Source organism: uncultured Draconibacterium sp., from assembly GCF_913063105.1.
Taxonomy (GTDB): domain Bacteria; phylum Bacteroidota; class Bacteroidia; order Bacteroidales; family Prolixibacteraceae; genus Draconibacterium.
Map to the genome: position 1 here is coordinate 22822 of NZ_CAJXYQ010000002.1, position 25288 is coordinate 48109.

Genomic DNA, 25288 nt, shown 5'->3' on the forward strand with positions numbered 1-25288 from the left:
TACCATAGGGTGGCCTTTTATTTTGCAAAAAAAATGGGCATTTCACCTGAAACACCCATTGTTGTATATGATTTATAAGTTATTCGGTAGCTGTAACAAATTTATCAAGTGGCAGTTGTCGCTTGTTCCTATCGAAACGAGAAAAACCCCGGTCGAAAAGCTCATAGCTGAAATTTACTTTTTTCGCACTTTTTATTGCCACAACGGGGCTTCCGGTAATGTGCTCAATAGCAGCTTTAAAAAGGGGGTCTGTTTTATCGCCAAGGGGCACTGCATTCAGTAAATTGTCATCGGCCGGAATATCCGGAGCAAAGCCATCCTTAAAGTCGGTAACCCCGGCGTAATTTGCATAGCGCAAAACAATAGGTTGTAGTCCCCAGTTGCTTATTTCCTCAGCATCACTATCACTTAAATAGGTTGAAGGGAGAAGGGTTTGCGAAGCGGTATATTTCCCGTAGGTAGTGTCGCCAACGGTAATTACCTCCGACATGTATGGTTTTAAACCGGTAATGGTAAGTTCTGATGCGGAAGCAGTATACGGACCGGTTAAAAAATAAACCTTGTTTAAGCCCATTTTAGTAGGAACCTGGTTGTTAAAATAAACTTCAAGCTGGCTCATTATCTGTCGGTCGGTGAAATGTTTTTGCCATTGTTCATTCCAAAACAGGCGTACCAGTATATCATTATTATTAACAACATCTAACGGTGCAATACACGAGGCAAGGTATTGTGCCGAAGTAATAATGCCGCCCGGATTATAGCGTAGGTCAACCACTAAGTCGGTTACCTGTTGACTGATAAAATTTGCAAAGACATTGCCAAGGTCGCTGTCGAAATTTGGTATAAACTGGGCGTAAAAAAGGTACCCAATTCGTCGTCCATCATGTTCTACAATATTGCTTGTTAAAACAGGATTTAGTGTTAATTCACCTGAAGTCATGTTAATTATTGTATCGGCCACTATGTCGGTATCGGTAGAAACACCCACTGTAAAATCGGCCTCATCAGCGTATAATAAATCCAGGTAATTGTTTTCGGATATTTCTTCGCCGTTAACCAGTAATACAATATCTCCCCGTTCAAAGCCCGCTGCTGCTGCCGGTGTTTCAGGGTAAACGTATTCAACAATGGCCACCAGTTTACTAATGTTGGTAATGTTGTAAAATGCCAGCGACCATCCAAAGGATTTCTCTCTTCCTTCGAAACTGTTAAGTAAAGCATCAATATCATCGGTTATATACGACCATTTATCGTCCGTATATAAAAGCTTTTCAAAGTAGGCCTTAGAATCGGTTTCGTAATTGTAATCAATATCAGGCAGTTCGTCGTTCCAGAAATACTTGTCGTCCATGGCAAGTTTTATAAAACGGTTTACCTTTTTTGTGTATTCCGAAGCTTCCGGTCCATCGGGTGTAGGATCGTTTTCTGAACATCCGTAACAAAGGATTAGAACGAGAAGAGTCAGTGTTGTTATTTTAATTATTTCTTTCATCTGCTTTTAATTATCAGGTTTTTAGCATTTTTTTCGTTACCAAAATTTATACCGCAATTTCTTGCCATGCATAAACTTGCGCCATTATTTTGTGTGTTACTATAATTAAATCAGTTCAATTTTGCAGTATTGACCTATTTTTATTGCGTCCGTTTAAGTTCTTTTCTACTTACAGTTAACGTATTAACTTCAATTTTCGTTTAAACCTACTGCTTTTTTTTGTTTTTCTCATCCGGGTATTCAATTCGAATGTGGTAAATATTTATCAATTTCTCCAGCAGTGTACTTTTTATGGTATTGATATCGCGGAAAGTAAGGTCGGACTCATCCAGTTGTTTATCCTCAATTTTCTTATCAATCATACTATCAATTAATGCCTTTAAGTTTTCGTGCGTTTTTTCTTTCATGCTGCGCGATGCTGCTTCAATTCCATCCACCAGCATAACTACTACAGCTTCTTTCGATTTTGGCAGCGGACCGGGGTAAGCAAAGGCATTTGCATCAATGTTTTTATCCGGGTTTTCTTCCTGGTGTTTCAGGTAAAAATATTTGGCTTTTGTTGTTCCGTGATGCGTGGCTATAAACTCTATAATAGGGGCAGGTAATTTATGTTTTTGAGCCATTCTAACACCGTTTTTTACATGGTCGATAATAACTTCAGCACTTTTTAAGTGGCTAATTCTATCGTGAGGATTCATGCCAACGGCCTGGTTTTCGATAAAGAAATTGGGTCTTCCTATTTTGCCAATGTCGTGGTATAGCGCACCAGCCCGCACTAAAAACGGGTTGCCGCCAATTCGTAAAATAACCTCTTCGGCAAGGTTGGCAATTTGCATCGAGTGTTGAAAAGTACCCGGAGCCTGTTCCGCAAGTTTTCGCAGCAGGGGCTGGTTGCTGTCTGATATTTCAATGAGGGTTACATCAGACACAAAGCCAAATAATTTTTCGAAAATATAAACCAGCGGGTATACCAGCAAAATCAGGACACTGCTAATGGCAAACCATTTTAAGGTGGTATAATTATACGAAAGGAAGGTGCCTTCGTGAATAAGGTTAAGTGCTGTAAAAACAAAGGCATAGGTTAAAAATACCCAAAGCGCCGCCAGTACCAGGTGTACCCGTCTATGCATTTTGTTGAGGCTGAAAACAGCAATAATACCTGCCGATACCTGGATTAGAATAAACTCGTAATTGTTGGGGGCATAAAATCCGATAAGCAGGGTTGTAATTATTAGAGTGAAAATCGCTGTTCTTGAATCAAAAAAAGTACGAATCATTATAGGAAATACTGCCAGTGGAACCATGTATATGTGCAGGTTGGGGAAGGTGTTTATGAAGTTGGAAAGTAATACTACACCAATCATTAGCAGTAACATAAAACTTAGTTTGTTTAGGTATTGAATAATGTCGCGCCGGTAAAGAATAAGAAAAACAAACAAAAGGCTAAGTAAAACGGTGATTAAAAGTATTTTTCCAGCTGCTACCATGTAGCGGTTTACATCGCTGCCTCGTTCTTTCTCGTAGCTTGCCTTTAACGATTCAAGTAGCTGGTATTTTGTTGCATCAACAATTTCGCCTTCCAGTACAATACGTTCGCCAAGTTTTACCATGCCGCGGGTTGCCGAAAGGTTTTGTGTGGCCTCATCAATTTCTTTCTGGCTGGTTTCGCTGTCGTAAATTAAATTGGCAGAAATGTAGCGGTCGAGTACCAGGTTATTAAGCCAATCGTATTGATTACCGGCATCAACAATATTTTTACGAGTGTTCAGCAGACTATTATAGGCTGATTTTTCGGAGTTAAGCTTTTTAATGTCTGTTTTTTGAACCAGGTTGCCAACACGTTTATTTATTTCTGATTTTTCATTCAGTTCGGTGTAGGTGTCAACTGAAAATTGCAATATTCCATTGGTGTATAAATCGGATATGGCAGATGCCAGCGTTTCGTAAATATTGTTTTTTATGCTGTTTGTGGTGTCGGTGTCTAAACCCATATCCTGGCGTAGCAGCGCTAAACTTTCGTGTTTTTGCAAAGTGTCGTTGGTGAAATACGGAACAAGCGCCTGCAGCTGTTCTGCTTTTTCGTCTTCCAGTTCTTTGGCCGTTTTTAAAATAGCAAAGTCAAACGGAGCCACTAAATTCTCGTGTCGCCATGGGAAGCCCTTTTGGTATTCGTATTTAAACTTTGGTTCTCCGGGTAAAATAAAATACAATGCAACAGCCGTTGCCACAAATAACAAAACCTGCAGAATGAGTTTGGTGTAGCTTTTTAATTTTTTCAAAAATTTATTCATACTCCGAATATCGAAATTAAAGTTTAAATTACAATCAACCTTTTTAGCTTGTTTTCAACTTCACTATTAATATTTCGTTGACAAATTAGCGTTGCCGAAAAGTTTGTCAAGCCCAATTTTTCTTAGTTTTGTGTTTATACGCTTCAAACAGAATAAATTTCTGTTTTACAAAATAAAATTAAGAAAATATTGATGAACTACGGCATTTCCAATTTAAGTATTATTCCGGTAAGGCTCGAGCCGTCTGAAAAAAGCGAAATGGTTACCCAAATTCTTTTTGGCGAGCATTTTGAAATGCGTGAACAGATGGTAGGCTGGACTAACGTGAAACTGGCCTACGATGGTTACGAAGGTTGGGTAGATACAAAAATGATTACGCCAATTAATGGCCGTACTTTAAGTAAAATTGAGAATAGTGCTACAGCCGTAACATCTGATATTATTACCATAGTGCCGGTTAACGAAGAGCAAAACCTGATGCTGGTTGCCGGAAGTACCTTGCCGGTTTGGCGTCCGTATTTAAAACAGTTTTCGGTAACACAGGAAACCTATTTGTCAACAGGTGAAATAATTTATGGTGAACTTAAAAATCCGCGGGAAATAGCTATACAGCAAGCATTAAAATATTTTAATGCGCCTTATTTGTGGGGCGGACGCACACCCTTTGGAGTAGATTGCAGCGGGTTTACGCAGATTATTTATAAAATGATTGGCATAAAATTACCACGCGATGCCAGCCAACAGGTTAAAATTGGTACGGCTATGAGTTTTGTTGATGAGGCAGAACCCGGAGACCTTGCTTTTTTTGACGATGAAGAAGGCAATATTGTTCACGTTGGGATTATCTGGAAACGAAATAAAATAATTCATGCATCGGGGCAGGTGCGTATCGATAATGTCGATCAGTTTGGAATTTTTAACATCGATACGCAACGTTATACCCATAAAATGCGTGTAATGAAAAAAATAATAGTGTAAAATGGAACATGTCGAATTCATCATTTATGTTGCCCTTTTTGTTGCTGCTGTTTTTTTGGTAATAAAACATTGGAAAACCGGCCGCAAAGAGTAAGGTGTTATGACGAATTCAGTTCGGAACCTGGCCTGTGTAGCTAGGAACTAATTCAATCCTTAAAAAATCATCATGTACACTTATACTTATCCGCGTGCAGCGCTTACGGTTGACGCCATTGTTTTTGTAAAAAAACAAAACTCTGTTTCGGTTTTATTAATTGAACGAGGTCGCGAGCCATTCAAAAATAAGTGGGCTCTTCCGGGAGGTTTTATTGATATGGATGAAACCCTTGAGGCCTCGTGTATTCGTGAGTTAAAGGAAGAAACCGGCCTTGAGCTTGATGCAATGAAACAGTTTCGTGCGTACGATGCCATTAATCGCGATCCCCGACACCGAACTATCTCAGTGGTGTTTGCCGCGCAATTAAGCAAGGAGCAAGCTGTGGTTGGTAGCGACGATGCTGCGCAAGCCAGGTGGTTTTCCATAAATGAATTACCGGAGCTTGCCTTTGATCATGCTCAAATACTTGCCGATTATTTTGCCGCTGAATTTTAGGGAACAATTTCCCACTTAATCATTCATCAATTCGTAAGGGATTCTGCCAGAATTTGCTTAGTGACCATCAATCCCGTGAAGCATCAGAAAAGAATGCATCAGTATTTTATGAATCTCAGTGAGGTATTCGTTTACCGCTCTGGTGCTTCCTGGTAGCGAAAATACCAGGGTTTTATTTTTTACCCCGGCAACCGACCGGCTGAGCAAAGCATTGGGTTTTTCTGCACCATATTTCAGCCTGATGTGGTCCATAATTCCCGGAATTTCCAAATCAATAAACTCCGAAATTGCAGCTGGAGCAATATCCCTTGGCCCAATACCTGTGCTTCCTGTGGTGTAAATAATATCGAAGTTCTGCTGCATGGCCTTTTCCAGTTCTACAGTCAACAAGTCGGCTTCATCAGGAATTACTGTTCTGTGGGTTTCACAAGCGTATTTTTCCGCCACGAACCAGTCTTTACTCAGTTTCTCAATCAGCGGTCCGCTTTTGTCTTTGTAAACTCCCTGAAAAGCTCTGTCGCTAAGCGTAATTACTTTTACCCTGAAGATTTTTGGCAGGTACTCCAATTCGTCATTTTCGGTAAGTTTTCCCGGGCTTATTACCCTGCAAAAAATACCTTCTTTGGGCATTACGCATTTTCCGGCCAGTTTAAAAATCTCGCAATTATCACCGTGGCATTTTTTTCCAATCTGGGTTACTTCCAGTTCCACATTGTTGTTTTTAAAACGGTCGAAAGGTTTGGTTTGGTGTACCGGAAAACCTTCAGTGGTTATATTTTCAGCAAATTCACCAAAATTTATTTTCCTACCCAATTCTCCTTCAAAACTACTAATGCTTTCGGCTGCCAAAAGGCTAACCTGCCTGTGCCATTTTCCGGCATGTGCATCGTGCTCAATACCTTCGGGGGTAAGGGTGATTTCTTTTTTCGGGATTTTTATGGTTCCCTTTTTTTCTGAGCTGTTAAGTGATTTTATTTTGCAGGTATTTTTCATGCTGAATTTAGATTTTTTCTTTAAAGTCGAGTTTTATATTGTTGATACACATTGTTTTATCCACGGCCTTGCACATATCGTAAATGGTAAGTAAAGCCATGTTGACGGCGGTTAGGGCTTCCATTTCCACCCCTGTTTGCCCAATGCATTTTGTCATACTTTTTACCTCAACGCCGTGTTCCTTAACTTCGGCTTTCACCTCAACTTTAGTAAGTTGCAGGGGATGGCAAAGCGGAATAAGGCGCGATGTTTCTTTGGCTGCCTGTATTCCTGCAATTTCGGCTATGGTAAGCACATCGCCTTTTTTTATCAGGCTATTTTTTATAAGCCCGATAGTTGCAGGCTGCAATTGAATAAAACCTGATGCTTTAGCTGTTCTAACCTGTTGCGGTTTATGGCCAACATCAACCATATTGGCTTTTCCTTCACTGTTTATGTGCGATAACTGGTTCATATTTTATCCTCCAATATTTGAAAAATCGTGCGATTCGGTTCCTATTCCTTTTTCAGGTTTGTTTTGTAGTGCCTGTTTGTAGGCTTCTTTAATGCCCAGCTTGCGGATGTTGTAGCGTAATCCGGCATGCAGGCAGGGCACAATATCGCCATCGGCTGTAAGCCGCAGTCGGTTACAAATTTGGCAAATTCCACCTGCACCGCCTTCAACGGCGTAAAACTCGCCGGTGCGTAAATCCATTTGCCTGATAAAGCGCAGTTTTAGTCCTTTCTTTGTGCAAAAGGCACGTATGGCCTCTTCATCTTCTTCATTTTCTCCAGGTATGCGTACAACGTTTATTTTTACCGGAATAAGCTCTGCTTCCAGCGCTGCATCAATGCCTTTTAAAACATCCTGTAAATTTCCAATACGGGTTATTTTTCTAAATTTTTCGGGGTTTAAAGTGTCGAGGCTGATGTTTACACGTTTTAGCCCCGCTGCTTTAAGTTGTTTGGCGTAACGCGGTAACAACACGCCATTGGTGGTCATGCCTATATCTTCAATTTCGGGAATAGCGGCCAGTTTCTTTATCAGAACGGGTAGGTCTTTACGCACCAGTGGTTCGCCCCCGGTTATTCTTATTTTGCGAATACCCAGTTCTGTTCCGGCTTTTACCACATCGTAAATCTCATTAAACGATAGTATGTCATCATGTTTTTTTAACGGTAAACCTTCAGCAGGCATGCAATATTCGCACCTGAAGTTACAGCGGTCGGTAACCGAAATGCGCAGGTAATTTATATGTCGGTTAAAGCGGTCGTACATAGCCAAATTCTCCCGAATTAATTGTTGATATGCCCAATGGTATTTCAAGCAGCGCATTGGCCATGGTTAGGGCATTAATGTGTGCCGATCCGTGAAATGGTATTTCCTGAATTTTTCCTTCGCCATTAATTAACACCGGCACAATGGCCAGGCGATCGGCTTTTTTGCGCCTGTAATCAAAATTCAGTTGTGCTTTTATGCGCATGGGGGCATATTCTGCTCCCAAAAGTTTGTAGATTACCGGTTTGGCAATCAATTCGAATTGTACCAGCGATGAAACCGGGTTTCCGGAAAGGCCAAAAACATATTTGCCGTTTTTTTCGGAGCAGGTCATTGGGTTGCCCGGTTTTATTCCGGTGTATTTCCAAAAAATATTAAAATTTTGTTTTTGTAATATTTCGGGAATAAAATCAAAATCACCAACCGAAGCGCCACCTGTTAATATCACAAAGTCGCTCGTTTCGAGGGCATTGTTAAATTGTTCTGTAATAATGTCATAATCATCTTTAAGTTGAAGCGACGCTACCACATTCAGGTTCATTTTTTTTAACTGCGCAATTACCTGGCTGGAATTACTGTTGCGGATTTGCCCCGGGTTGGGTTTTTGTTCCGGTGCAACCAGCTCGCTTCCGGTAGCAATTACCGTTACGCGGGGTTGTTTTGAAACCACCACCTCGGAATAACCGGCTCCGGCCAGTACGGCCATCAGAGAAATGTTTATTATTGTGCCTTTGGATAATAGTTGCTCTCCTTTTTTATAATCTTCGCCCTGGTAACAAATATTTTTCTTTGTTTTCTGATTGTTGCAGCGTACCTTGTTTTTTCCAATATTCACTGTATCTTCCACCATAAAAACACAATCGCATTCGGCAGGAACGGCAGCTCCGGTCATTATTTTTACGCATTGGTTTTTTCCCACCTTATTTGTAGCCATTTTACCAGCATTTATTACCTCAAGCACCTCCAGATTATTGGCAATATCCTCGTATCGGCAGGCATAGCCATCCATGGCCGATTTGTTAAAAGGAGGCATGTGCATATCGGCAATTACATCTTCCTGCAAAATTCGGTTATAAACATCCTCCAAGGCTACTTTTTCGGTTAAGTAACAAGGGGTAAGCTGTTTTATTTTATCCTGAATAATTTCAAACTGATTCATGAGGCAAGTGTAAATTTATTGTTGTTGAAACGTATTCTGTCGATATCAAAATCAATGCTTTCGCCATCGTTATTAATAATAATTGGCTTAAAATTCAGGTGTTCCGGTTTTTTAATTTCAGCACCCGGAGTGGTAATAAAAAAGAACAGTCCGGGCTGAATAATTGTATGTAAACCACCCGATTCGCAAACGATGGCAGCAGTATTTAAATATTTTTTTATCGCGCTAAAAGCCTTGGGAAGATACTCGGGTGGAGCCATTATGAAAAAAACCGCCTGGGCTCCGGCCTGTAGCATTAAGGAACTGTCCTTACCGCTAATCTGGCTCTCGCTCAATATCACAAAGTTGTCATCATAAATGAGTACATCTTTTTTATTATACGAGTGAAAATGAGCCGAAATTTTTAATCCGGTAACCTCGGTTTGTTTGGCCAATGTATTTATAGCCCGACAGGCAAAATATGTTTTCCCAACATTTCTGCCATTGCCTGCTATTAACAACATTTGCGGTAATTCAATTCTGGTATGCTTTTGTTCTGCAATCATTAAAAACAATTAGGGGAAAGGGGTAGAGAGCTTCTCCTTCGGTAGCAGGAACTACTCGTTCTCCTTTCCAATTTATCTCAAATCTTCGAGATGCGGGAGGACGACCTGTTTCCGGGTAATCCCATCGGCCAAATTACCGTGGATTGAACTTTAGGTAAGATGGCTCGGAGCCAATTATGCTTGCAAATATAGCAAAGAATCTAGCTATTTAAATGTGTTATATATCACTTAAGTGAGGGGGAATATTTGTTTGAACGGCAAATTGTTTTTAAAAAGTTATCTATTCCTCAAACCAGTCGTGTTCCCCGGCCGGTAGCAATATTTTCAGGATTGGTAATTAGTATTTCCTGAACGCCTTTGGCCTTTGCCCGAAAACCGTTGTCGAGTTTCGGAATCATTCCCTCGCTAATTACACCTTCAGTTTTGTATTGGTTGAATAGTTGATGATCGAGGTCGTAAATTACCGACGTTTCATCGTTGGGATCGAGTAAAACGCCTCGTTTTTCGAAGCAGTAAAACAAGTATACCTTAAAATAGTTGGCCAGTTCAATGGCCATTTCCGAGGCAATGGTATCGGCGTTGGTATTTAACAGCAGGCCTTTACCATCGTGAGTTAGGGGGGCTATCACCGGAATTACATTTTCGTTAATCAGCATACGAAGTTCTGACGCATTAACATCGTCAACATCGCCAACAAAACCATAGTCGATGGTTTCAACCGGGCGTTTGTGTGCTTTAATTAGTCCCAGGTCGGCACCGGTAAGTCCAACAGCGTTCATGTCGCGGGCCTGCAACCCGGCAACAATCTTTTTATTAACCAGTCCGCCATACACCATGGTTACCACTTCCAGCATATCGGCATCCGTAATTCGGCGTCCGTCAACCATTTTGGTTTCAATCCCCAGCCGTTTAGCTATTTCTGTCGCTGTTCGGCCACCTCCGTGTACCAGCAGCTTGTTGCCCGAGATTCGTTTGAACTGATCCAAAAGAGCATTTAACGATTCAGGTTCTTCTACTACTTTACCACCTACTTTAATAATTGTCAGCCTGTCCATGATTATTTTTATTTATCGTACCGGAAAAAATGATTGAATCAATACAAAGTTACGGTAGTATGTTTACAGTTTCAGAAAGTTCTCCAAGATTTTTGCACCTATGGTTCCACTTTTTTCAGGGTGGAATTGGGTAGCGTAGAAATTATCGCGGTGTAAGGCTGCGCTAAAAGGCAAAATATAGTCGCAGGTAGCGATGGTATGTGCACTTTTCTCGGCATAATACGAGTGCACAAAATACACGTATTCGTTTTCGATATCGTGGGTAAATAAATCGCTTTTTAAATCTTTTATGGCGTTCCAGCCCATGTGCGGAACTTTTGTTATAAATTCTTCGCCGGGTTTTGGAATAAAACGTTTTACTTTTTCGTCAAAAATTCCAAGGCATTGGGTGTTGTTTTCTTCAGAATGTGCGCACATTAGCTGCAAACCCAGGCAAATACCCAGCACCGGTTGTTTTAACGAAACAATCAGATCATCAAGTTTATTTTCGCGCAGGTAGGCCATGGTAGTACTGGCTTCGCCAACACCCGGGAAAATAACCTTGTCGGCCCTTCTTATTTTGTCATGATCGGCAGTAATTTCTGCGTTAACACCCAGTCTGTTTAGCGCGTTGTTTACCGACTCGATGTTTCCGGCGTTGTATTTTATAATTACAATATTCATAATTTTTCAAGCTTATTGCTGCTGTTTTTCAACTAAAAAATCAATCACCTCAACCATTTCCCGAAACTCATCTTCTTTGAAAAGGCGTGTGAGGTATACAATTTTTCCTGTTTTATCGATGATAACATTACGGGTAACACCGGCACCTTTGGCGGCAAAAGTGTAAAAAATCTCTGCGCCCGGATCGAGAGCCAGGGGGTAAGTTGTTTGCATGGTTTCCTGGAATGCTTTCACTTTTTCCAGGGGTTCGTCCATGTCAATTCCAATCAAGGCAAAGTCTTTGTTATTTTTATGTTTATGCCAAATCTCTTTTTCAATATGAGGCATTTCTTTTCGGCATACCGAGCACCAGCTGGCGGTAAACTGAAGCATAACTACTTTTCCTTTTAAATCGGCGGTTGAAACTTTCTTGCCGTTGGTAAGTTCCATGGTAATATCGGGCATTTGCTGGCCAATTTCTACAATGTAGCCGTAGTCAGCAGGAATTTTTTGTTGAGGCAATTCCGATATTTGGGCAATTCCGGATAGCACCGCAAGTAGAAGAAAAAACAGGGAAAGTATTTTTTTCATTTTCGTATTATTTCAAACAGCTTTGGATTAATTAAACACAACAGTTCTGTTTTTGTAGACTAAAATTTTACGTTGCAGGTGTTTGTACACCGCTTGCGAAAGCACAATTTTTTCGAGGTCGCGACCTTTTCTAACCAGTTTTTGTACCGTGTCGATATGGCTGCACCGGGTAACATCCTGCTCAATTATTGGTCCGGCATCCAGTTCAGAAGTAACATAGTGGCTTGTTGCTCCAATAATTTTAACTCCCCTTTCGTGCGCAGCGTGGTAGGGTTTGGCACCTGCAAATGCGGGTAAAAACGAATGATGAATATTGATAATTTTATTGGGTAGGGCTTTTACAAAATCTTCCGACAGAATTTGCATGTACCTGGCCAACACCACAAAGTCTATTTTGTGTTCCTTCATCAATTTTAATTCAGCAGCTTCTTGCCGGGCTTTATTTTCCTGGTTAATGGGAAAATAATGAAAGTCGATGCCAAAACGTTCGGCCACCGGTTTTAATGTTTCGTGGTTACTAATGATAAGCGGAATTTCAACATCCCATTCGCCGGCCGTGTAGCGCGCCAAAATATCGAATAAACAATGTGGCATTTTCGAAACATACAGGGCCATACGTGGCACAGCATTCGAGAAATAAATTTTCCAGTTCATTTGTAACGGGCTTCCAATCAGCGTGTCGAAATATTCGCCAATTTTATCTGCCGGAATGGCAAAATCTTCCAATTCCCATTCCACACGCATATAAAATATTTTCTCTTGTCGGTCTACATGCTGATCGAGGTAGATAATATTTCCTTTGTTTTTATTCAGAAACTCGGTTACAGTGGCCAGAATTCCTTGTTTATCGGGGCAGTGAATCAGCAAAATAGCTGTGTCCTTTTTTTCTCGAAGTGGCTTTATTGTTTTCATAATTTATTACTGCAGCGTTTGCTAATTTTTTTGTGAAACTTATAGTTTTCCTTTTGTTGAAGGCAACTCAAAGTTAAATACATCGCGACGGATAGCCATTTTTATTGATTTTGCCACAACCTTAAAGATTGCTTCAATTTTATGGTGTTCGTTGTTCCCTTCAGCTTTAATATTCAGGTTGCAGCTGGCCGCATCTGAAAAAGATTTAAAGAAATGCATGAACATTTCGGTAGGCATATCGCCCACCATTTCGCGTTTAAAATCGGCTTCCCATACCAGCCATGGGCGACCACCAAAATCAATGGCTGCCATTGCCAGGCATTCATCCATCGGCAGGCAAAAACCATAACGTTCCATCCCCAACTTATTGCCCACCGCGGTTTTAAACGCTTCTCCAAGAGCCAATGCGGTATCTTCAATGGTATGGTGTTCGTCAACTTCCAGGTCGCCATTTACTTTTATATTTAAATCAACGCCAGAATGACGTCCGATTTGTTCAAGCATGTGATCGAAAAAGCCCAGACCGGTTGAAATATTACACACACCAGATCCATCCAGATTTAGCCACACATTGATGTCGGTTTCTTTTGTTGTACGGGTTATCCTTGCTGTACGCACCGGAGAGGCAACGCAGGCGTAAATATCATCCCAGTCGTCAGAAATTAAGGCGCAGGTGGTTGTAAGGTCTTGTTTTTCTATTTCTTCGGCCAAGTCGCCATTGTTAATAAAAATGCCTTTGGCTCCCAGGTTTTTGGCCAACAAAATATCGGTTAACCTATCGCCAATTACAAAACTGTTAGCCAAATCATAATCGCCTTCCAGGTATTTTGTAAGCATGGCTGTACCTGGTTTACGTGTTGGCAGGTTTTCGTGAGGGAAACTACGGTCGATACATATTTCATCAAAAGTTACGCCTTCATTTTCAAAAGCTTTCAGAATAAAATTATGCACCGGCCAAAAGGTATCTTCCGGAAATGAAGCCGTTCCTAAACCATCCTGATTGGTGACCATAACCAGTTCGTAGTCGAGGTTTTTTCTGATGTTGTGCATATTTCTGAAAACCTTTGGCAAGAAACTAAGCTTTTCAAATGCGTCAATTTGTTCGTCGGCTGTTTCGTGGTTTAAGGTTCCATCGCGGTCTATAAATAGTACTTTTTTCATGTTCTGTTTGCTTGAATCCATGCTCAATCTGGATTTAAATTAATTTTTTTAATGCTCCAAGCAGCGCTTCATTTTCTTCAGAATTACCAATTGTAATTCGTAAACTGTTGGCGCACAAATGAACTGTTGAACGATTACGCACGATTATACCTTCTTCAACCAGGTAATTATAAATACCCGGAGCATCGTGCATTTTTACCAATAAAAAATTGGCATCAGAAGGGTAAACCTTAACTACAAAAGGAAAATCAACAAGGAGCTTCTCCATTTTTTCGCGTTCGGCAATCAGTAGTTTTACCCATTTCTGTACGCTAACCTTCTTGTCGAGCAGTTCCATCGCCTTCTCTTGTGTAAGAATGTTCAGGTTGTACGGATATTTTATTTTGTTTAAAACGTCGATAATAGCTGTGCCGGCAAAAGCCATTCCCAAACGAATACCTGCCATTCCCCAGGCTTTTGAGAAGGTTTGCAAAATAACCAGGTTGGGGTAGTGTTCCAACTCGGGCAGCAAGGTTTTGCCGGGGGCAAAATCAATGTATGCTTCATCAACCACAACAATTCCTTCAAAATTATTGGCCAGTTCAAGCATGGCTTCTTTTCTCAGGCTGTTGCCGGTGGGGTTATTGGGCGAGCACAGAAAAACAAGCTTGGTGTTTTTATCGCAAGCACCAAGCAGGTCGTTAATGTTTAATTCAAAACTATCGGTAAGCGAAACTTTTCGCAACTCAACCCCCGAAATATCAGCAGCAACCTGGTACATTCCGTAGGTTGGGTCTATCGTTACAATATTATCTGTTCCTGGCTCGCAAAAGGCACGAATCAGCAAATCAATCGGTTCGTCGCTTCCGTTTCCTAAAAAAATATGTTGTGCATCCGTTTTTTTCAGAACCGCAATTTTTTCTTTTACCATTTTCTGTAAAGGATCGGGGTAGCGGTTATAGGGTTCGTTAAACGGATTTTCGTTGGCATCGAGAAAAACCATAGCATCGCCGGTGTATTCGTCGCGGGCAGAGGAGTAGGGTTTTAAGTTTTGTATATTTTTTCGCAGAAGCTTATTTAGTTCCATTTTGATTGATGTATTTTAAACGTAAAGTTACAGCATTTTTATGCGCCTCAAGCTCTTCGGCAGCAGCCATTTTTTCAATAGCCGGACCGATATGTTGCAATCCGGTTGAAGAAATTTCCTGGAAAGTAATTTTCTTCAGAAAACTATCGATGTTAACCCCACTGTAGGCTTTTGCCCAGCCGTTGGTTGGCAGGGTGTGGTTGGTGCCCGAGGCATAATCGCCGGCACTCTCGGGGGTCATTTCGCCCAGAAAAACAGAACCGGCATTTACCACCTGGTCGGCCAGTTTAGTGTAGTCTTTTGTGCTGATGATAAGGTGTTCCGGTGCATATTCATTAATCAGGTCGACCTGCTCCTTTTCATCTGAAATTACCAATAAGATGCTGTTTGATAGTGCTTTTTCGGCCATTTCCTTACGAGGGAGTTGTGCCAACTGGCTTTTTACCTGTGCCAATACCTGCTTAACGGTATTTTCGTTGTTGGCAACAAGTACCACCTGGCTATCTGCTCCGTGTTCAGCTTGCGACAAGAGATCGGATGCTACAAACGCTGCGTTGGATGTTTCGTCGGCAACAACCAACACCTCCGACGGGCCTGCGGGCATGTCTATTGAAACATCGTTCATACTCACCAGTTGTTTGGCGGCCATAACATATTGGTTGCCCGGACCAAAAATCTTATCGGTTTTTGGCACCGTTGCTGTGCCAAATGCCATAGCACCAATGGCTTGCACGCCACCAAGTTTGTAAAACCGGGTAACACCAGCAACTTTGGCAGCATATAAGATTGCGGGGTGAATATTGCCATTTTTATCGGGTGGCGAACAAAGTACAATTTCTTTGCAACCGGCAATTTGGGCGGGCAATGCCAACATTAACACACTCGAAAAAAGCGGAGCCGTTCCTCCGGGTATGTATAAACCTACTTTTTCGATGGCTACCGGTTTTTGCCAGCAAATTACTCCCGGAGCCGTTTCAAACTTCCTGATTTCTGGCATTTGAGCTGCATGAAATGCTTTTATATTGTTGGCTGCCAGTGCGATGGCTTCTTTTAGCTCCTCGCTTATTTGTTGCTCTGCAGCCGCTATTTCCTGTTCCGAAACCACAAAAGAACCGAGCTGAACCCCATCAAAACGTTCGGTAAGTTCACGTAGTTTTGCATCCCCAAGTTCCCTTATTTCATTTAAAAGTTGAGTAACACGCTGGTGTAGGTCTGAAACATCAAACAGGGGGCGTTTCAGAATATTGGCCCAGGTACTTCTTTCCGGATTGATATATGTTTTCATGAACTTGTCTTTTTTGTTTTAAGTCGTAATGCCAGAATGTTGCCCGAAAATAGTAAAAGTATTCCCAAAACCGCGTAAACATCCCACCTGTAGCCCTCGAAAAACGTTGAAATTAACAAAGCAATGGCTGGTGTAATTAAGGCAATGTATACCGAGCGATCGGGGCCAATTTCGCCAAGTAGCTTTAAATAAGTTGAAAAAGCAACAATGGAGCCGAATATGGCGAGGTAAAGCAGTGAGATACCATAGCTTGCGGTAGCCTCGAAAACCAGTGGTTTTTTTAGTAGCAGAACTAGCAGAAACATTGCCAGCCCACCATATAGCATACCAAAAGCATTGGCCGGTAAAACAGGAATTCCTTTTTTCTGTTTGTAAGCCGAAATAATGTTGCCCAATGAGGCAAAGGTTAAGCCTCCCAAACACAAGAGTAGAACGGTCCAATCGCCTGTCCCCAGGTTAAACGAACTAAGTTCATTTTTAAACAACAGGGCAGTTCCGCCAACACCCAAAATTGCTGCCAACAACACATCGCGTTTAATTTTTCCTTTCAATAAAATGGCATTAAAAAAAATATTGAAAAAGATAATAAGCGAAAAAATAACAGCCACCACACCACTGGTTAAGATAGTTTCGGCCTGGTAAACAAACCAGTAATTAATGCCAAACAGGCAGAGGCCCAAAAGTAACATCAAACCGTGTTCGCGCAGACTAAATTTCATTTTCCTTCCGCTTGCAAAACAATAGGCGAGCAATAAAATGCCTGCCAGCATAAACCGATAGGCTACCGAAAGCAAGGGGTCGACTGTGCCCAGCTGAAACTTTATGGCATACCAGGTTGAGCCCCAGATTAAGGATGGAATGGCGAATAATATAAATTGACGTGTTGTCACTTTTTTGTGGCGTTTGAAAGTTTAAATATATACGTTAAGCGGCATATATCCGCTTAACGCATGCTTTAAACTCTGGTATTTCGACTTCTTTTAGAAAATCATTTTTTCAATAGGAACAACTAAAATACCTTCTGCTCCGGCTTTTTTCAATCGTCCGATAACTTCCCAAAAATCGTCCTCTTCGATTACCGAATGCATGGAACTCCAGCCTTCTTTTGCCAGCGGAACCAATGTTGGTGCTTTCATTCCGGGAAGCAAGGAGGTAATTTCTTCAATTTTGTCGTTCGGAACGTTCAATAAAATGTATTTTTTTCCTTCGGCACGCTGTACCGATTCAATTCTGAAAATCAGCTCGTCAAGAATTTCTTGCTTTTCGCCCGAAAGGTTTGGGTTTGCAATAAGTACGGCTTCCGATTTCATTACCACTTCAACCTCTTTTAAGCGATTGCTCACCAGTGTTGAACCAGAACTTACGATATCGAAAATGGCATCGGCTAAACCAATTCCCGGAGCTATTTCTACTGAACCGGTAATTACATGAATTTCGGCATTGATATTGTTCTCATCCAAAAACTTTTTCAGGATAACAGGGTAGGAGGTGGCAATTTTTTTTCCGTTGAAGAATTCAACACCCGGATAATCGATTGATTTTGGAATGGCCAGCGATAAACGGCATTTTGAGAAACCTAACCGTTTTGCAATTACCACGTTTTCATCTTTTTCTGCCATTTCGTTTTCTCCAACTACGCCAATATCGGCAACACCGTCGGCAACAGTTTGCGGAATGTCATCGTCGCGTAAAAACAAAGCATCCATCGGAAAGTTTTTAGCTTCGGATACCAATTTGCGTTTACCTACGCTTAATCCTATTCCGGCTTCGTTAATCAGGTTCATTGTGTCTTCGTTCAACCTGCCTTTTGTCTGAATTGCAATCTTAATTTTGTTTTCCATTTTTTCAATTATAATGTTGTTAACTAATATTTCGTTTTGTTTACCCCCTGGAGTCGATGGCTTTGGAGAAGCACCGAGCAAAGCGGGAAGTATTAACCATTAACAGAACTCATTTAAAAGCAAAAAAGGCTTACCATACCGGCAAGCCTTTTAAATAAAATATCGTTGAGTTTAAACAAAACAATTACAGCCTACCCGATGGTTGGATTTTCCAATGATGGCCGTGATGTAATGCTAAAACTGTCATTTCTGTAATTTTGATGCAATTATAATTATAATATTGAATTTGACAAGTACTTGTGGTGTTAATTTAAAATTAAGGTTAATTAGACACCCATTTTCAGATACTTTTCAAATGCTTTTAAAGGACTCTTATTTGACTTTGGACGCCGTTATTGGCATTTCACCATCAGGTGTATCTACCATTCCTTTCATGTTTTTGCCTTTTACTTCTGCTTTTATGCTCACGTAGTTGTAATCGACATATAAGCCACATTTAAAAATGCCATCGTTGTAAGTCACTTCTTTTAGGTCGATTTTATAGCCATCCTCCAATTTGGTGTGCCCCAATAGTTTTCCTTCTTTTTCTTCAATAACAAGCGTACCCATATTATAACCGTATGGAGCGCTTGGTACTTCATATTTCCATTCTCCAACAATTTCTTTAGTGGCCGGTTTTTCAACTGCGCTTACAGTGTTAACTGCCAGGAATACTACTAAAACAAAGAGCATTAAATTTTTCATTGTGTTAAAATTTTATTGATTAATGTAATTCAAGCTGTGTTAAATTTCACTTTAACAGTTGGTTGCAAATATTGATTGCTGCATTTGTTTTTGCAAATTTATGGGACGAATTAGCCTATTTTGGGATGAAAAAAACCGACTCAGGATAAAACCTTTAATAGCAGGGATGAATATTTTTCAGAAACAGGAATGGTTTTGTCGGTAGCCCGGATCTGAAGACTAAGTTTTTTGTTGTTTTTCTTTAAGAATTCAACGTTTTGCGTATTAACTATAAACGATCGGTGACAACGAAGTATGGTATTTGATTTTAATTCTCGCTCCACGTTTTTCATTGTATTTCGCAATAAATGTCGTTGTTTCTTTTTGTCAAGTAAAAAATGAACAGCAACGTAATTGTCAGTCGATTCAATGTAAAGCAGGTCTTTGTGAAGTACCGAAAATTTCATGTTTCCTTTTTCGTCAGTAAAAGTTAAAAGGCGATTTTCGTTGGGGGTTGCCAGCTTGTTTTTAAGGTGCCTTATTTCTTCGCTGTGTTTTTTGTAATAAATAAGCAACAGCGCAAAAGAGTAGGGAATAAAAATTCCGAGCACGGTGTATTTTAACGAAAAAAGAAAATCGTTAACAAAATTGCCAACAGGATTTCCGTAAAGAAAAATATAAACAAGGCTTATTAAAATAACTTCAAGCAGCAGCCATAGTAAATAACTTTTTAAACTAAAGGTACTTTTACTGAATAACTTACGTAAAGGGAATTGGGTAAATAGCAACACCAACGACGAAATTATACCATAGCTCGACAGCCTGAAAAACTGAATAACAGTGGAATCGGAATACCAGCGGCCAATATTCCAGGGTTTAAAAACATTAATGAAAAAGATACTGAAAACCAGAATAATCAGAACGAGTAGAAACCGATCTTTTTTCCGATCGAGTAACTCAAAACGATTATTCAAGAATGAAAGGTTCAAAGTGTAGTTAATTGTTTGTCAATATTAAATGATTGTTTCAATATTTCAAAAAAACAATAAAAATATTCTGCAGATGCAAATTACAAAATTTTATTTCTTGCTTTGTTAACCCGCAAGGCATGGTTTTTGACAATAGCGTGTTTTACCGCATTTTTGCTCTTATTAAAATTGGGTTTGGGAGTTTGATTCTCGCCTTAAGCGTTTGGTTTGCGGTAATTATTTTAAAATGAAGTGCATGAAACAGAAAATTCTTATCCCGTTTATTTTATTGCTTGTTTTTTTGGGTTCCTGTGTTGAAAAGCCAATTGAAAAAGATGGCTTACCAACTATTGCTTTAAATAAATCACAAGATATTTTACCTATTTCGAGTTTTGTGGAAAATCTTGACTACCTGGAGCTAAAAGTTAGTGAGGTTGGTAAGGAGTTGGGGGATATCGAAAATATTAAAGAGCTGAACGGACATTTGGTAATTCAGCAACGCAGAGCCCGGGAAATAAGCTTTTTAAGTTTTAATTCAAAAGGAGATTATATAAATACCCTGGTGAGTAATAAACAAGGCAAGGGGAAAATTAAACGGCCTTTAGATATTATTGATTACAAAAAAGGTTATGCAGTACTGGCCGATGATGGTATTTATTTAATCGGTAGGGATGGTGAATTTAAAAGCAAAATTGTTTCGGCCCAAATGCCCGGAAGCCGCTTCTTTTATGACCGAAACCAGTTTTATGTCATTAACGAAATACCGGGAAATGGCACATATTCAGTATTCGCAGAGGATGAAAAAGTCGCTAAAATTGAGTTTCCGGAGCCACGTTTACGCGAATTGGGAAAGTCGAATCTGGTTGCTGCAGATGCAAAAAATATTCGGCTGGCGTCGGCTTACAGCGATACGGTATTTGCTTATGCACATTCCGGTTTTAAATCGCTATACCACATTGCCAGTAATGAGTTTCCATCGTTTGCCTCAATCTGGCGAAATATTAATACTAATGACGCGGTTAAAACCTTAAAACATATTCATAATACCCCTCATGCCAAAATAAAAAGCTACCTCGAAAATGAGAATTTTATATTTCTTACCTATTGGCTGGGGTCGCACCAAACAACAGCCGTAATTAATAAAACCGATTGGCAAACCACCTATTTTGCTCAGGCCGTAAATAATATTGACGGAGGAATTTGGGATAACCCCAATTATTTATCAGCTGATAACCAGCTGTATATTCCTATAACGGCTTACAAAGTTATTGGGCACAAAATCTCTGATAAACGCCACCAAGAGTTTGAAACCATTCAGCAAAGAATAACTGTTTCCGGTAATCCGCTTATTATGCGTTGCCGTTTAAAATAACCCGAAATGTAGGGTGCCGATTAATCAAAATATGGTTCGCTGCGTTCTCCTCTAAAGTATTCAAACATCATTTTTATTTGAGCTTCGTTGTTGCGTGGTAACGATAACTCCGGTAGGTTTTCTTCAGCAAACCAGCCTACATCGCAGGTTTCCGATCCGGTAGAAATGTTATTGTTTTGTTTTTCGCAAAGCAAAAATATTTTGTAAACATATTCAAAAGCCGGAGGCATGCCTTGTTTTTGCTTGTCCATAACAGCCAAAAGTTTTTGGGCTTTTACCTTTAATCCGGCTTCTTCCATACATTCTTTCTCGGCAACTTCGGCCGGACTGTAGGCAATGTCGCACCATCCACCCGGCATAGCCCAACAGTTGTCTACTTTTTCCTGAATGAGTAAAATTTCCTGGTGCTCGTTAAACACAACTGCCCTAACATCAACTTTCGGTGTCCGATAGCCGTTTTTTTCCTCAATAACAGGTACAATTTCTTTTACCGGAATGTGGGTGAGTTTTTCAAGTAGTTCAAGACTAATGTCGCGTATTTCCTGGTAGCGCTCCATATCATAAGGAATAGTATTGTATTCAAGTCCAATTTCTGCCAAAGCATGCAGTCGTTTTATTTTCTCGAAATAGTAGGATGACATAGTGAATGTTAATTCGTTTTAATAAAATATGAGTAAGTGAAGATATAATTTTAGGGGATTAAGTACTAAAATCAGCGCCGCCCAAAAGAGCAATTAAACAATTAGCTAATTTTCCGCATTTTTTACCAGCAGATACTTGTTGTTTTCTAATTCAGCATAACCCTGGTCGTATACAAAATAATAAATGCGGTTGTTTTTGGTAATATAGGTATTGGTGTAAAAATTAAAATTGAATCCATTTTTTTCGAGAATGCTTTTAAAGGTTGTTGTTTTTTCTTCGGGATTTAACTGCTCTAAAATACTGTGATTGTTTTTTAATATGCGGTTGATTTTACGCATATAGTTTGTTGTCCGACTTGCCTTTTTATTGTTGTAGGCATTCCGGCAACTGTCGTTGCAAAACTTCTGGTCGGCACGTCCTTTTAAGGTTTCTCCACATTCGAGGCAGGTTCTTTTTTCCATTTTTATATTTTTTGTTTGAGTTGTTAAAGTGCTAATATACAAAATTATATCCGTTTGTAAACGTTTGCAAACGTTTATTGTCGACTACAAACGTTTAAAAACCGGTTAGGCAAAACGGGCTCCTTTACCTTTGAAGTAACAATTGCGTTAAAGGGCTCGCAAAAGACACAGCCCTACATTATTAACTAAAAAAATAAATATCATGAATGCATTAAGAAACAGCGTACGATTGTTAGGAAATTTGGGCGAAGCGCCTACAGTTAGAACTCTTGAAAGTGGAAAAAAAGTGGCAAATTTTAGTTTGGCTACCAACGAAATTTACCGCGATAGCCGGGGCGAAAAACAAACCGAAACTACCTGGCACCGTTTGGTGGCCTGGGGAAAAAATGCCGAAGTTGCTGAAAAATACCTGAAAAAGGGTTCGGAAATTACTGTTGAAGGAAAACTGGCTAACCGCCAGTGGGAAGATAAAAACGGTGAGAAACATTACTCAACTGAAATTGTAATTAATTCGATGTTGATGTTGGATAAGGCCTCGAATTAACGGCCGATAGCGTTAATCCACAAAAAAAACAGTAGTATCGATTTGTTATGATACTACTGTTTTTTTTTGAGCTGGATTAATCTCTTTTAACACCGGCAATTTATATTGAGGTGTTGGATTTGCAAAACTGCTTTACTTGCCCCCAACAGTTCCGCAAAACTTGTTTGAAAACATGTGTATTGATTACCAAAATAGGAAATTGTGGTTTATTTTTATCATTAGTCTGGCAAGCACTTAAGGGAAGCCAAAAACAGACTTTTAAGTGTCCAGTCGGATTTGACACTCATTAAACCAAAGTTATGGCTATTCAACAAAAAGATAGAATTTACCTCGATGGCGAGTTGTTTGAGCTGTTCTCAACCCCTTTAGACGCCTTTTTCGAGGCACATCATGAAATTCCTTCATTCCGAGGGAAAATGCCGGAATGCAGAAGAGGGTATATGGCCTCCTGGCGCATCAGAAATAACGTGCTTTACTTAACGGGTTTTCAACAGCTTAACCCAACAGTAGTTATTAATCCACGAGATGTACTTTCCCGCCCTAAAATGGTAGCTGACTGGTACAACGGAACTCTTCGGATTCCCATTGATACTGCTGATTCTAATGCCAAAGGTAGCAACGATCCTCAAGAAACGGAGCTTCATATTTATATAAAGAGGGGCGTTGTTTACACCCATGAAATTGTGCAGAAGAAGCATGTGCCTTCAAATAACTCCAAAAAGAATAACGTTTTATAAGTGAGCATTCCAGGTTTTCTGAATAAATCAGAGCTTATTAAGCTCCCAACTGTGTATGGTTTTTAGGTGCTAAAAGATAAATCAGCCCATTTTTTCCTGTCAACTGTTTTTCTAAAATGATTCAATTTTTTTAAAATGCCCATTTTACACGTGCATAAATGGCTTGTCCATATTCGCCATATTCGGTTCCGGATCGCCCGAAAAAGAACTGCCCGTTAAGCATGATTTCCCAATTGTCGGCCAGGGAATAAGAAAAATCGGGGCCAATAAACGACGAGCCGTCGCAGGGATTTAGCATGGCTGATAGATTGACGAAAAACAAGGGTGTTAACGGATAGCTAACCTGGCTGAAAAGCTGGTAGCGCCCCATTGATAGCATTTTTGCTGAAATATTTGGGGTGAAAAAACTGCGGCCACCGGCATCGCCTGTTGTTCCGTAGCTGTTAAACAGAGTTCCAAGATGCAGGTATAAGCTATTGGCAAAGGTGTAGTCGCCCGAAACGGAAGCCACAAAGGTTTCAAAATTTGTTTCATCATCCTTATCACGTGGTTTAAACCAGGTGGCTTCTCCTCTAAAACCGGCTCCTTTAATATTTCCGGCCCAGCCTCCGCCTAAAACATAATCTTTTCCTACCCAGCCGCTTAAAAACTGCACATCATAATTAAATTTCGAAAACCGGTACATTCCGGCTATTGCCGATTCGTTGCTGTTTCTGCCAATTTTATAAACCAGTTCGGCTGATGAGGTTACACTTGTATAATATTGCACGCGAATTCCATCGGTACCCGGACGTTCTTCGTAATCAAAATCAAAATAAGAAAAGGTGTTAAAAACATCGTTGGGGTTCCAAACCAGGTTAGTGCCCCAGTTTATGCGCTGACGGCCCAGGCGTACTTGCCATTTCCCGCTGGTGTAATCGAGCCAGGCCCTGTCGAGCATGGTATGAAAAAACCAGCTGTCGGCCGAAATTAGTACCGTTCCTAAGTCCAGAAAGCCGTTATCGTTGTCAATCATTTCTTCATAATCCGGAAATTCACGAATCATTTGGCCCATATAAATGCGGTTACGGGCCTCCAGGGCAAAGGTTAATTTTTCAGTGGCAAAGTATCTGAAATTTAAACGGTTGTGAAGTTGGTTCAACATTAAATAATCGAGTGTTTTTGTTTCTGATACCGCAACAGGCTCCACAGGTTTATAGTACATGCCCAGGTTTTTTAAGTAACCGTAAAACGAGACATCAGATTGTGCCGAAAGCAGCAAGCTCGATACAAAAAAGGTTAGTATGAGGCTTAATTTTTTAGCCATGTGTACTGTTTTGCTTTAGTTATTGCTCATGCCGCCTGCAAAATCCATTACGCACATGGTGTTATATTTTGGGTGCGAACCACAGGCAACCCCAATGCTTTTAAAATCGGGGTGTAACAGGTTGGTTCGGTGTCCGCGGCTTTTAACGCCATCATCAATTAAAAGAAAAACAACAATTTGTTGTGCCGATGTATTTCCGTAGGCAATGTTTTCTGCAATCCGAACCTGCCATTTGCCATATCGTTCAATACGGTCTTTCAGGTTGGAGCGATCCTTGCCGGTGTGACCTGTCTTTCCGGTTTTTGATTGGTCGGTTTGGTGGTCGTTTGCAGCTTTTGTTAAACGAGCGTCAGGGTACAAAGGTGGAGTGCTACTTGCTTTTTTTAACACACGTACACATTCATGCAGGGCGCTTACGCCTTCTTGCGTCATAATCGATTTATCGCCGGGGTAGTGTAAAATTTTACGCTCGTAATGTTTTGCCAGGGGAGCAATATACTTCTCTGCATATTCCGGCGGGTTGGAACGAAACAGGTTGATTTCGTAAATTACTTCTTTCTCTAATGCCGACAAATAACTGGCATTGGCCGCCGTATTGTGTTTGCTGTTTTTGCTTTTTTCGTTGGCAGTAGTGCTTAGGTTAAAAAGACATAAGATTATTAAAATCAACACTT

27 protein-coding genes and 1 riboswitch are annotated in these 25288 nt (G+C 40.4%); of the genes, 5 read left to right on the top strand and 22 right to left on the bottom strand.

All coding sequences use genetic code 11. The features are described 5' to 3' along the window. Positions 1-79: 79 nt before the first annotated feature. Positions 80-1492, bottom strand: a complete 1413-nt coding sequence (locus tag QZ574_RS01760; RefSeq protein ID WP_297086147.1) for a S41 family peptidase — start codon at positions 1490-1492, stop codon at positions 80-82. A gap of 206 nt (positions 1493-1698) precedes the next feature. Continuing rightward, positions 1699-3771 (bottom strand): HDIG domain-containing metalloprotein, encoded by a 2073-nt coding sequence (locus QZ574_RS01765; protein ID WP_297086149.1) that lies wholly within the window; start codon positions 3769-3771, stop codon positions 1699-1701. Positions 3772-3975: 204 nt separating this feature from the next. Between QZ574_RS01765 and QZ574_RS01770 the strand changes: the two genes are divergently transcribed. Then, the gene (locus QZ574_RS01770; protein WP_297086151.1) at positions 3976-4761 is read left to right on the top strand and encodes a C40 family peptidase; all 786 of its coding nucleotides are present in this window, start codon (positions 3976-3978) and stop codon (positions 4759-4761) included. A gap of 166 nt (positions 4762-4927) precedes the next feature. Continuing rightward, entirely contained in the window at positions 4928-5353 is a 426-nt protein-coding gene (locus QZ574_RS01775; RefSeq protein ID WP_297086153.1) for an NUDIX hydrolase, read from the top strand. Between the two features lie 57 nt (positions 5354-5410). Here QZ574_RS01775 and QZ574_RS01780 read toward each other — a convergent pair whose 3' ends face one another. The 16 genes from QZ574_RS01780 to QZ574_RS01855 form a co-directional block, all read right to left on the bottom strand. Next, positions 5411-6346: an MOSC domain-containing protein gene (locus QZ574_RS01780; protein WP_297086155.1), complete on the bottom strand. Its 936-nt coding sequence runs from the start codon at positions 6344-6346 to the stop codon at positions 5411-5413. Positions 6347-6353: 7 nt separating this feature from the next. Beyond that, the gene (moaC, locus tag QZ574_RS01785; protein ID WP_297086157.1) at positions 6354-6800 is read right to left on the bottom strand and encodes a cyclic pyranopterin monophosphate synthase MoaC; all 447 of its coding nucleotides are present in this window, start codon (positions 6798-6800) and stop codon (positions 6354-6356) included. A gap of 3 nt (positions 6801-6803) precedes the next feature. Next, positions 6804-7661: a GTP 3',8-cyclase MoaA gene (gene moaA, locus QZ574_RS01790; RefSeq protein WP_297086159.1), complete on the bottom strand. Its 858-nt coding sequence runs from the start codon at positions 7659-7661 to the stop codon at positions 6804-6806. Further along, positions 7588-8763, bottom strand: coding sequence for a molybdopterin molybdotransferase MoeA (locus QZ574_RS01795; RefSeq protein WP_297086162.1), 1176 nt, complete (start codon positions 8761-8763; stop codon positions 7588-7590). The genes moaA and QZ574_RS01795 overlap by 74 nt, the downstream gene beginning before the upstream one ends. Continuing rightward, the gene (locus QZ574_RS01800) at positions 8760-9308 is read right to left on the bottom strand and encodes a hypothetical protein (protein ID WP_297086164.1); all 549 of its coding nucleotides are present in this window, start codon (positions 9306-9308) and stop codon (positions 8760-8762) included. The genes QZ574_RS01795 and QZ574_RS01800 overlap by 4 nt, the downstream gene beginning before the upstream one ends. Positions 9309-9352: 44 nt before the next feature. Beyond that, positions 9353-9490: riboswitch (molybdenum cofactor riboswitch) on the bottom strand. 105 nt (positions 9491-9595) lie between these two features. Continuing rightward, positions 9596-10363 (bottom strand): acetylglutamate kinase, encoded by a 768-nt coding sequence (argB, locus tag QZ574_RS01805; protein WP_297086166.1) that lies wholly within the window; start codon positions 10361-10363, stop codon positions 9596-9598. A gap of 63 nt (positions 10364-10426) precedes the next feature. After that, the gene (gene hisH, locus QZ574_RS01810) at positions 10427-11026 is read right to left on the bottom strand and encodes an imidazole glycerol phosphate synthase subunit HisH (RefSeq protein WP_297086168.1); all 600 of its coding nucleotides are present in this window, start codon (positions 11024-11026) and stop codon (positions 10427-10429) included. A gap of 12 nt (positions 11027-11038) precedes the next feature. Beyond that, positions 11039-11596 (bottom strand): TlpA disulfide reductase family protein, encoded by a 558-nt coding sequence (locus QZ574_RS01815; RefSeq protein WP_297086170.1) that lies wholly within the window; start codon positions 11594-11596, stop codon positions 11039-11041. 27 nt (positions 11597-11623) lie between these two features. Continuing rightward, positions 11624-12508 (bottom strand): formyltetrahydrofolate deformylase, encoded by an 885-nt coding sequence (gene purU / locus QZ574_RS01820; RefSeq protein ID WP_297086172.1) that lies wholly within the window; start codon positions 12506-12508, stop codon positions 11624-11626. A 39-nt stretch (positions 12509-12547) separates the two neighbouring features. Further along, on the bottom strand, positions 12548-13669 hold the full coding sequence (hisB, locus tag QZ574_RS01825; RefSeq protein ID WP_297086174.1) for a bifunctional histidinol-phosphatase/imidazoleglycerol-phosphate dehydratase HisB: 1122 nt from the start codon (positions 13667-13669) through the stop codon (positions 12548-12550). A 34-nt stretch (positions 13670-13703) separates the two neighbouring features. After that, positions 13704-14735, bottom strand: coding sequence for a histidinol-phosphate transaminase (hisC, locus tag QZ574_RS01830; protein ID WP_297086176.1), 1032 nt, complete (start codon positions 14733-14735; stop codon positions 13704-13706). Beyond that, entirely contained in the window at positions 14722-16020 is a 1299-nt protein-coding gene (gene hisD, locus QZ574_RS01835; RefSeq protein ID WP_297086179.1) for a histidinol dehydrogenase, read from the bottom strand. Before hisD ends, hisC begins: the two co-directional genes overlap by 14 nt. Further along, positions 16017-16910 carry an EamA family transporter gene (locus tag QZ574_RS01840; RefSeq protein WP_297086181.1) on the bottom strand — a complete coding sequence of 298 codons (894 nt, stop codon included), beginning with the start codon at positions 16908-16910 and terminating at the stop codon, positions 16017-16019. Before QZ574_RS01840 ends, hisD begins: the two co-directional genes overlap by 4 nt. Before the next feature lie 90 nt (positions 16911-17000). Beyond that, entirely contained in the window at positions 17001-17861 is an 861-nt protein-coding gene (gene hisG, locus QZ574_RS01845; RefSeq protein ID WP_297086183.1) for an ATP phosphoribosyltransferase, read from the bottom strand. A gap of 372 nt (positions 17862-18233) precedes the next feature. Beyond that, a complete protein-coding gene (locus tag QZ574_RS01850; protein ID WP_297086185.1) occupies positions 18234-18605 on the bottom strand; it encodes a hypothetical protein in 372 nt (123 codons plus the stop codon). A 140-nt stretch (positions 18606-18745) separates the two neighbouring features. Further along, positions 18746-19558 carry a LytTR family DNA-binding domain-containing protein gene (locus QZ574_RS01855; protein WP_297086187.1) on the bottom strand — a complete coding sequence of 271 codons (813 nt, stop codon included), beginning with the start codon at positions 19556-19558 and terminating at the stop codon, positions 18746-18748. Positions 19559-19808: 250 nt separating this feature from the next. On the opposite strand from QZ574_RS01855, the gene QZ574_RS01860 reads away from it, so the two are divergent. After that, positions 19809-20924, top strand: a complete 1116-nt coding sequence (locus QZ574_RS01860; protein WP_297086190.1) for a 6-bladed beta-propeller — start codon at positions 19809-19811, stop codon at positions 20922-20924. Between the two features lie 20 nt (positions 20925-20944). Here QZ574_RS01860 and QZ574_RS01865 read toward each other — a convergent pair whose 3' ends face one another. Both QZ574_RS01865 and QZ574_RS01870 read right to left on the bottom strand, forming a co-directional pair. Then, a complete protein-coding gene (locus tag QZ574_RS01865) occupies positions 20945-21565 on the bottom strand; it encodes an NUDIX hydrolase (protein ID WP_297086192.1) in 621 nt (206 codons plus the stop codon). Positions 21566-21670: 105 nt separating this feature from the next. Then, entirely contained in the window at positions 21671-22027 is a 357-nt protein-coding gene (locus QZ574_RS01870) for a hypothetical protein (RefSeq protein ID WP_297086195.1), read from the bottom strand. 202 nt (positions 22028-22229) lie between these two features. Here QZ574_RS01870 and ssb point away from each other — a divergent pair, with 202 nt between their 5' ends. Then, the gene (gene ssb, locus QZ574_RS01875; RefSeq protein WP_297086197.1) at positions 22230-22571 is read left to right on the top strand and encodes a single-stranded DNA-binding protein; all 342 of its coding nucleotides are present in this window, start codon (positions 22230-22232) and stop codon (positions 22569-22571) included. A 299-nt stretch (positions 22572-22870) separates the two neighbouring features. Next, positions 22871-23308 (top strand): hypothetical protein, encoded by a 438-nt coding sequence (locus QZ574_RS01880; protein ID WP_297086199.1) that lies wholly within the window; start codon positions 22871-22873, stop codon positions 23306-23308. Positions 23309-23438: 130 nt separating this feature from the next. Here the strand turns inward: QZ574_RS01880 and QZ574_RS01885 are convergent, their stop codons facing one another. Continuing rightward, entirely contained in the window at positions 23439-24614 is a 1176-nt protein-coding gene (locus QZ574_RS01885) for a hypothetical protein (protein WP_297086202.1), read from the bottom strand. A gap of 15 nt (positions 24615-24629) precedes the next feature. Further along, positions 24630-25286: a CAP domain-containing protein gene (locus tag QZ574_RS01890; RefSeq protein WP_297086204.1), complete on the bottom strand. Its 657-nt coding sequence runs from the start codon at positions 25284-25286 to the stop codon at positions 24630-24632. Positions 25287-25288: the final 2 nt, after the last annotated feature.

What these genes read in the sequence shown, in the direction of transcription:
- QZ574_RS01850 (WP_297086185.1), bottom strand. Translation starts at nt 18,605, where the DNA reads ATGAAAAATTTAATGCTCTTTGTTTTAGTAGTATTCCTGGCAGTTAAC.
- hisH (WP_297086168.1), bottom strand. Translation starts at nt 11,026, where the DNA reads ATGAATATTGTAATTATAAAATACAACGCCGGAAACATCGAGTCGGTA.
- QZ574_RS01760 (WP_297086147.1), bottom strand. Translation starts at nt 1,492, where the DNA reads ATGAAAGAAATAATTAAAATAACAACACTGACTCTTCTCGTTCTAATC.
- hisB (WP_297086174.1), bottom strand. Translation starts at nt 13,669, where the DNA reads ATGAAAAAAGTACTATTTATAGACCGCGATGGAACCTTAAACCACGAA.
- QZ574_RS01870 (WP_297086195.1), bottom strand. Translation starts at nt 22,027, where the DNA reads ATGGAAAAAAGAACCTGCCTCGAATGTGGAGAAACCTTAAAAGGACGT.
- QZ574_RS01775 (WP_297086153.1), top strand. Translation starts at nt 4,928, where the DNA reads ATGTACACTTATACTTATCCGCGTGCAGCGCTTACGGTTGACGCCATT.
- hisD (WP_297086179.1), bottom strand. Translation starts at nt 16,020, where the DNA reads ATGAAAACATATATCAATCCGGAAAGAAGTACCTGGGCCAATATTCTG.
- QZ574_RS01800 (WP_297086164.1), bottom strand. Translation starts at nt 9,308, where the DNA reads ATGATTGCAGAACAAAAGCATACCAGAATTGAATTACCGCAAATGTTG.
- QZ574_RS01815 (WP_297086170.1), bottom strand. Translation starts at nt 11,596, where the DNA reads ATGAAAAAAATACTTTCCCTGTTTTTTCTTCTACTTGCGGTGCTATCC.
- argB (WP_297086166.1), bottom strand. Translation starts at nt 10,363, where the DNA reads ATGGACAGGCTGACAATTATTAAAGTAGGTGGTAAAGTAGTAGAAGAA.
- hisC (WP_297086176.1), bottom strand. Translation starts at nt 14,735, where the DNA reads ATGGAACTAAATAAGCTTCTGCGAAAAAATATACAAAACTTAAAACCC.
- moaA (WP_297086159.1), bottom strand. Translation starts at nt 7,661, where the DNA reads ATGCGCTGCTTGAAATACCATTGGGCATATCAACAATTAATTCGGGAG.
- QZ574_RS01795 (WP_297086162.1), bottom strand. Translation starts at nt 8,763, where the DNA reads ATGAATCAGTTTGAAATTATTCAGGATAAAATAAAACAGCTTACCCCT.
- hisG (WP_297086183.1), bottom strand. Translation starts at nt 17,861, where the DNA reads ATGGAAAACAAAATTAAGATTGCAATTCAGACAAAAGGCAGGTTGAAC.
- QZ574_RS01780 (WP_297086155.1), bottom strand. Translation starts at nt 6,346, where the DNA reads ATGAAAAATACCTGCAAAATAAAATCACTTAACAGCTCAGAAAAAAAG.
- QZ574_RS01865 (WP_297086192.1), bottom strand. Translation starts at nt 21,565, where the DNA reads ATGTCATCCTACTATTTCGAGAAAATAAAACGACTGCATGCTTTGGCA.
- QZ574_RS01880 (WP_297086199.1), top strand. Translation starts at nt 22,871, where the DNA reads ATGGCTATTCAACAAAAAGATAGAATTTACCTCGATGGCGAGTTGTTT.
- QZ574_RS01885 (WP_297086202.1), bottom strand. Translation starts at nt 24,614, where the DNA reads ATGGCTAAAAAATTAAGCCTCATACTAACCTTTTTTGTATCGAGCTTG.
- ssb (WP_297086197.1), top strand. Translation starts at nt 22,230, where the DNA reads ATGAATGCATTAAGAAACAGCGTACGATTGTTAGGAAATTTGGGCGAA.
- moaC (WP_297086157.1), bottom strand. Translation starts at nt 6,800, where the DNA reads ATGAACCAGTTATCGCACATAAACAGTGAAGGAAAAGCCAATATGGTT.
- QZ574_RS01860 (WP_297086190.1), top strand. Translation starts at nt 19,809, where the DNA reads ATGAAACAGAAAATTCTTATCCCGTTTATTTTATTGCTTGTTTTTTTG.
- QZ574_RS01770 (WP_297086151.1), top strand. Translation starts at nt 3,976, where the DNA reads ATGAACTACGGCATTTCCAATTTAAGTATTATTCCGGTAAGGCTCGAG.
- purU (WP_297086172.1), bottom strand. Translation starts at nt 12,508, where the DNA reads ATGAAAACAATAAAGCCACTTCGAGAAAAAAAGGACACAGCTATTTTG.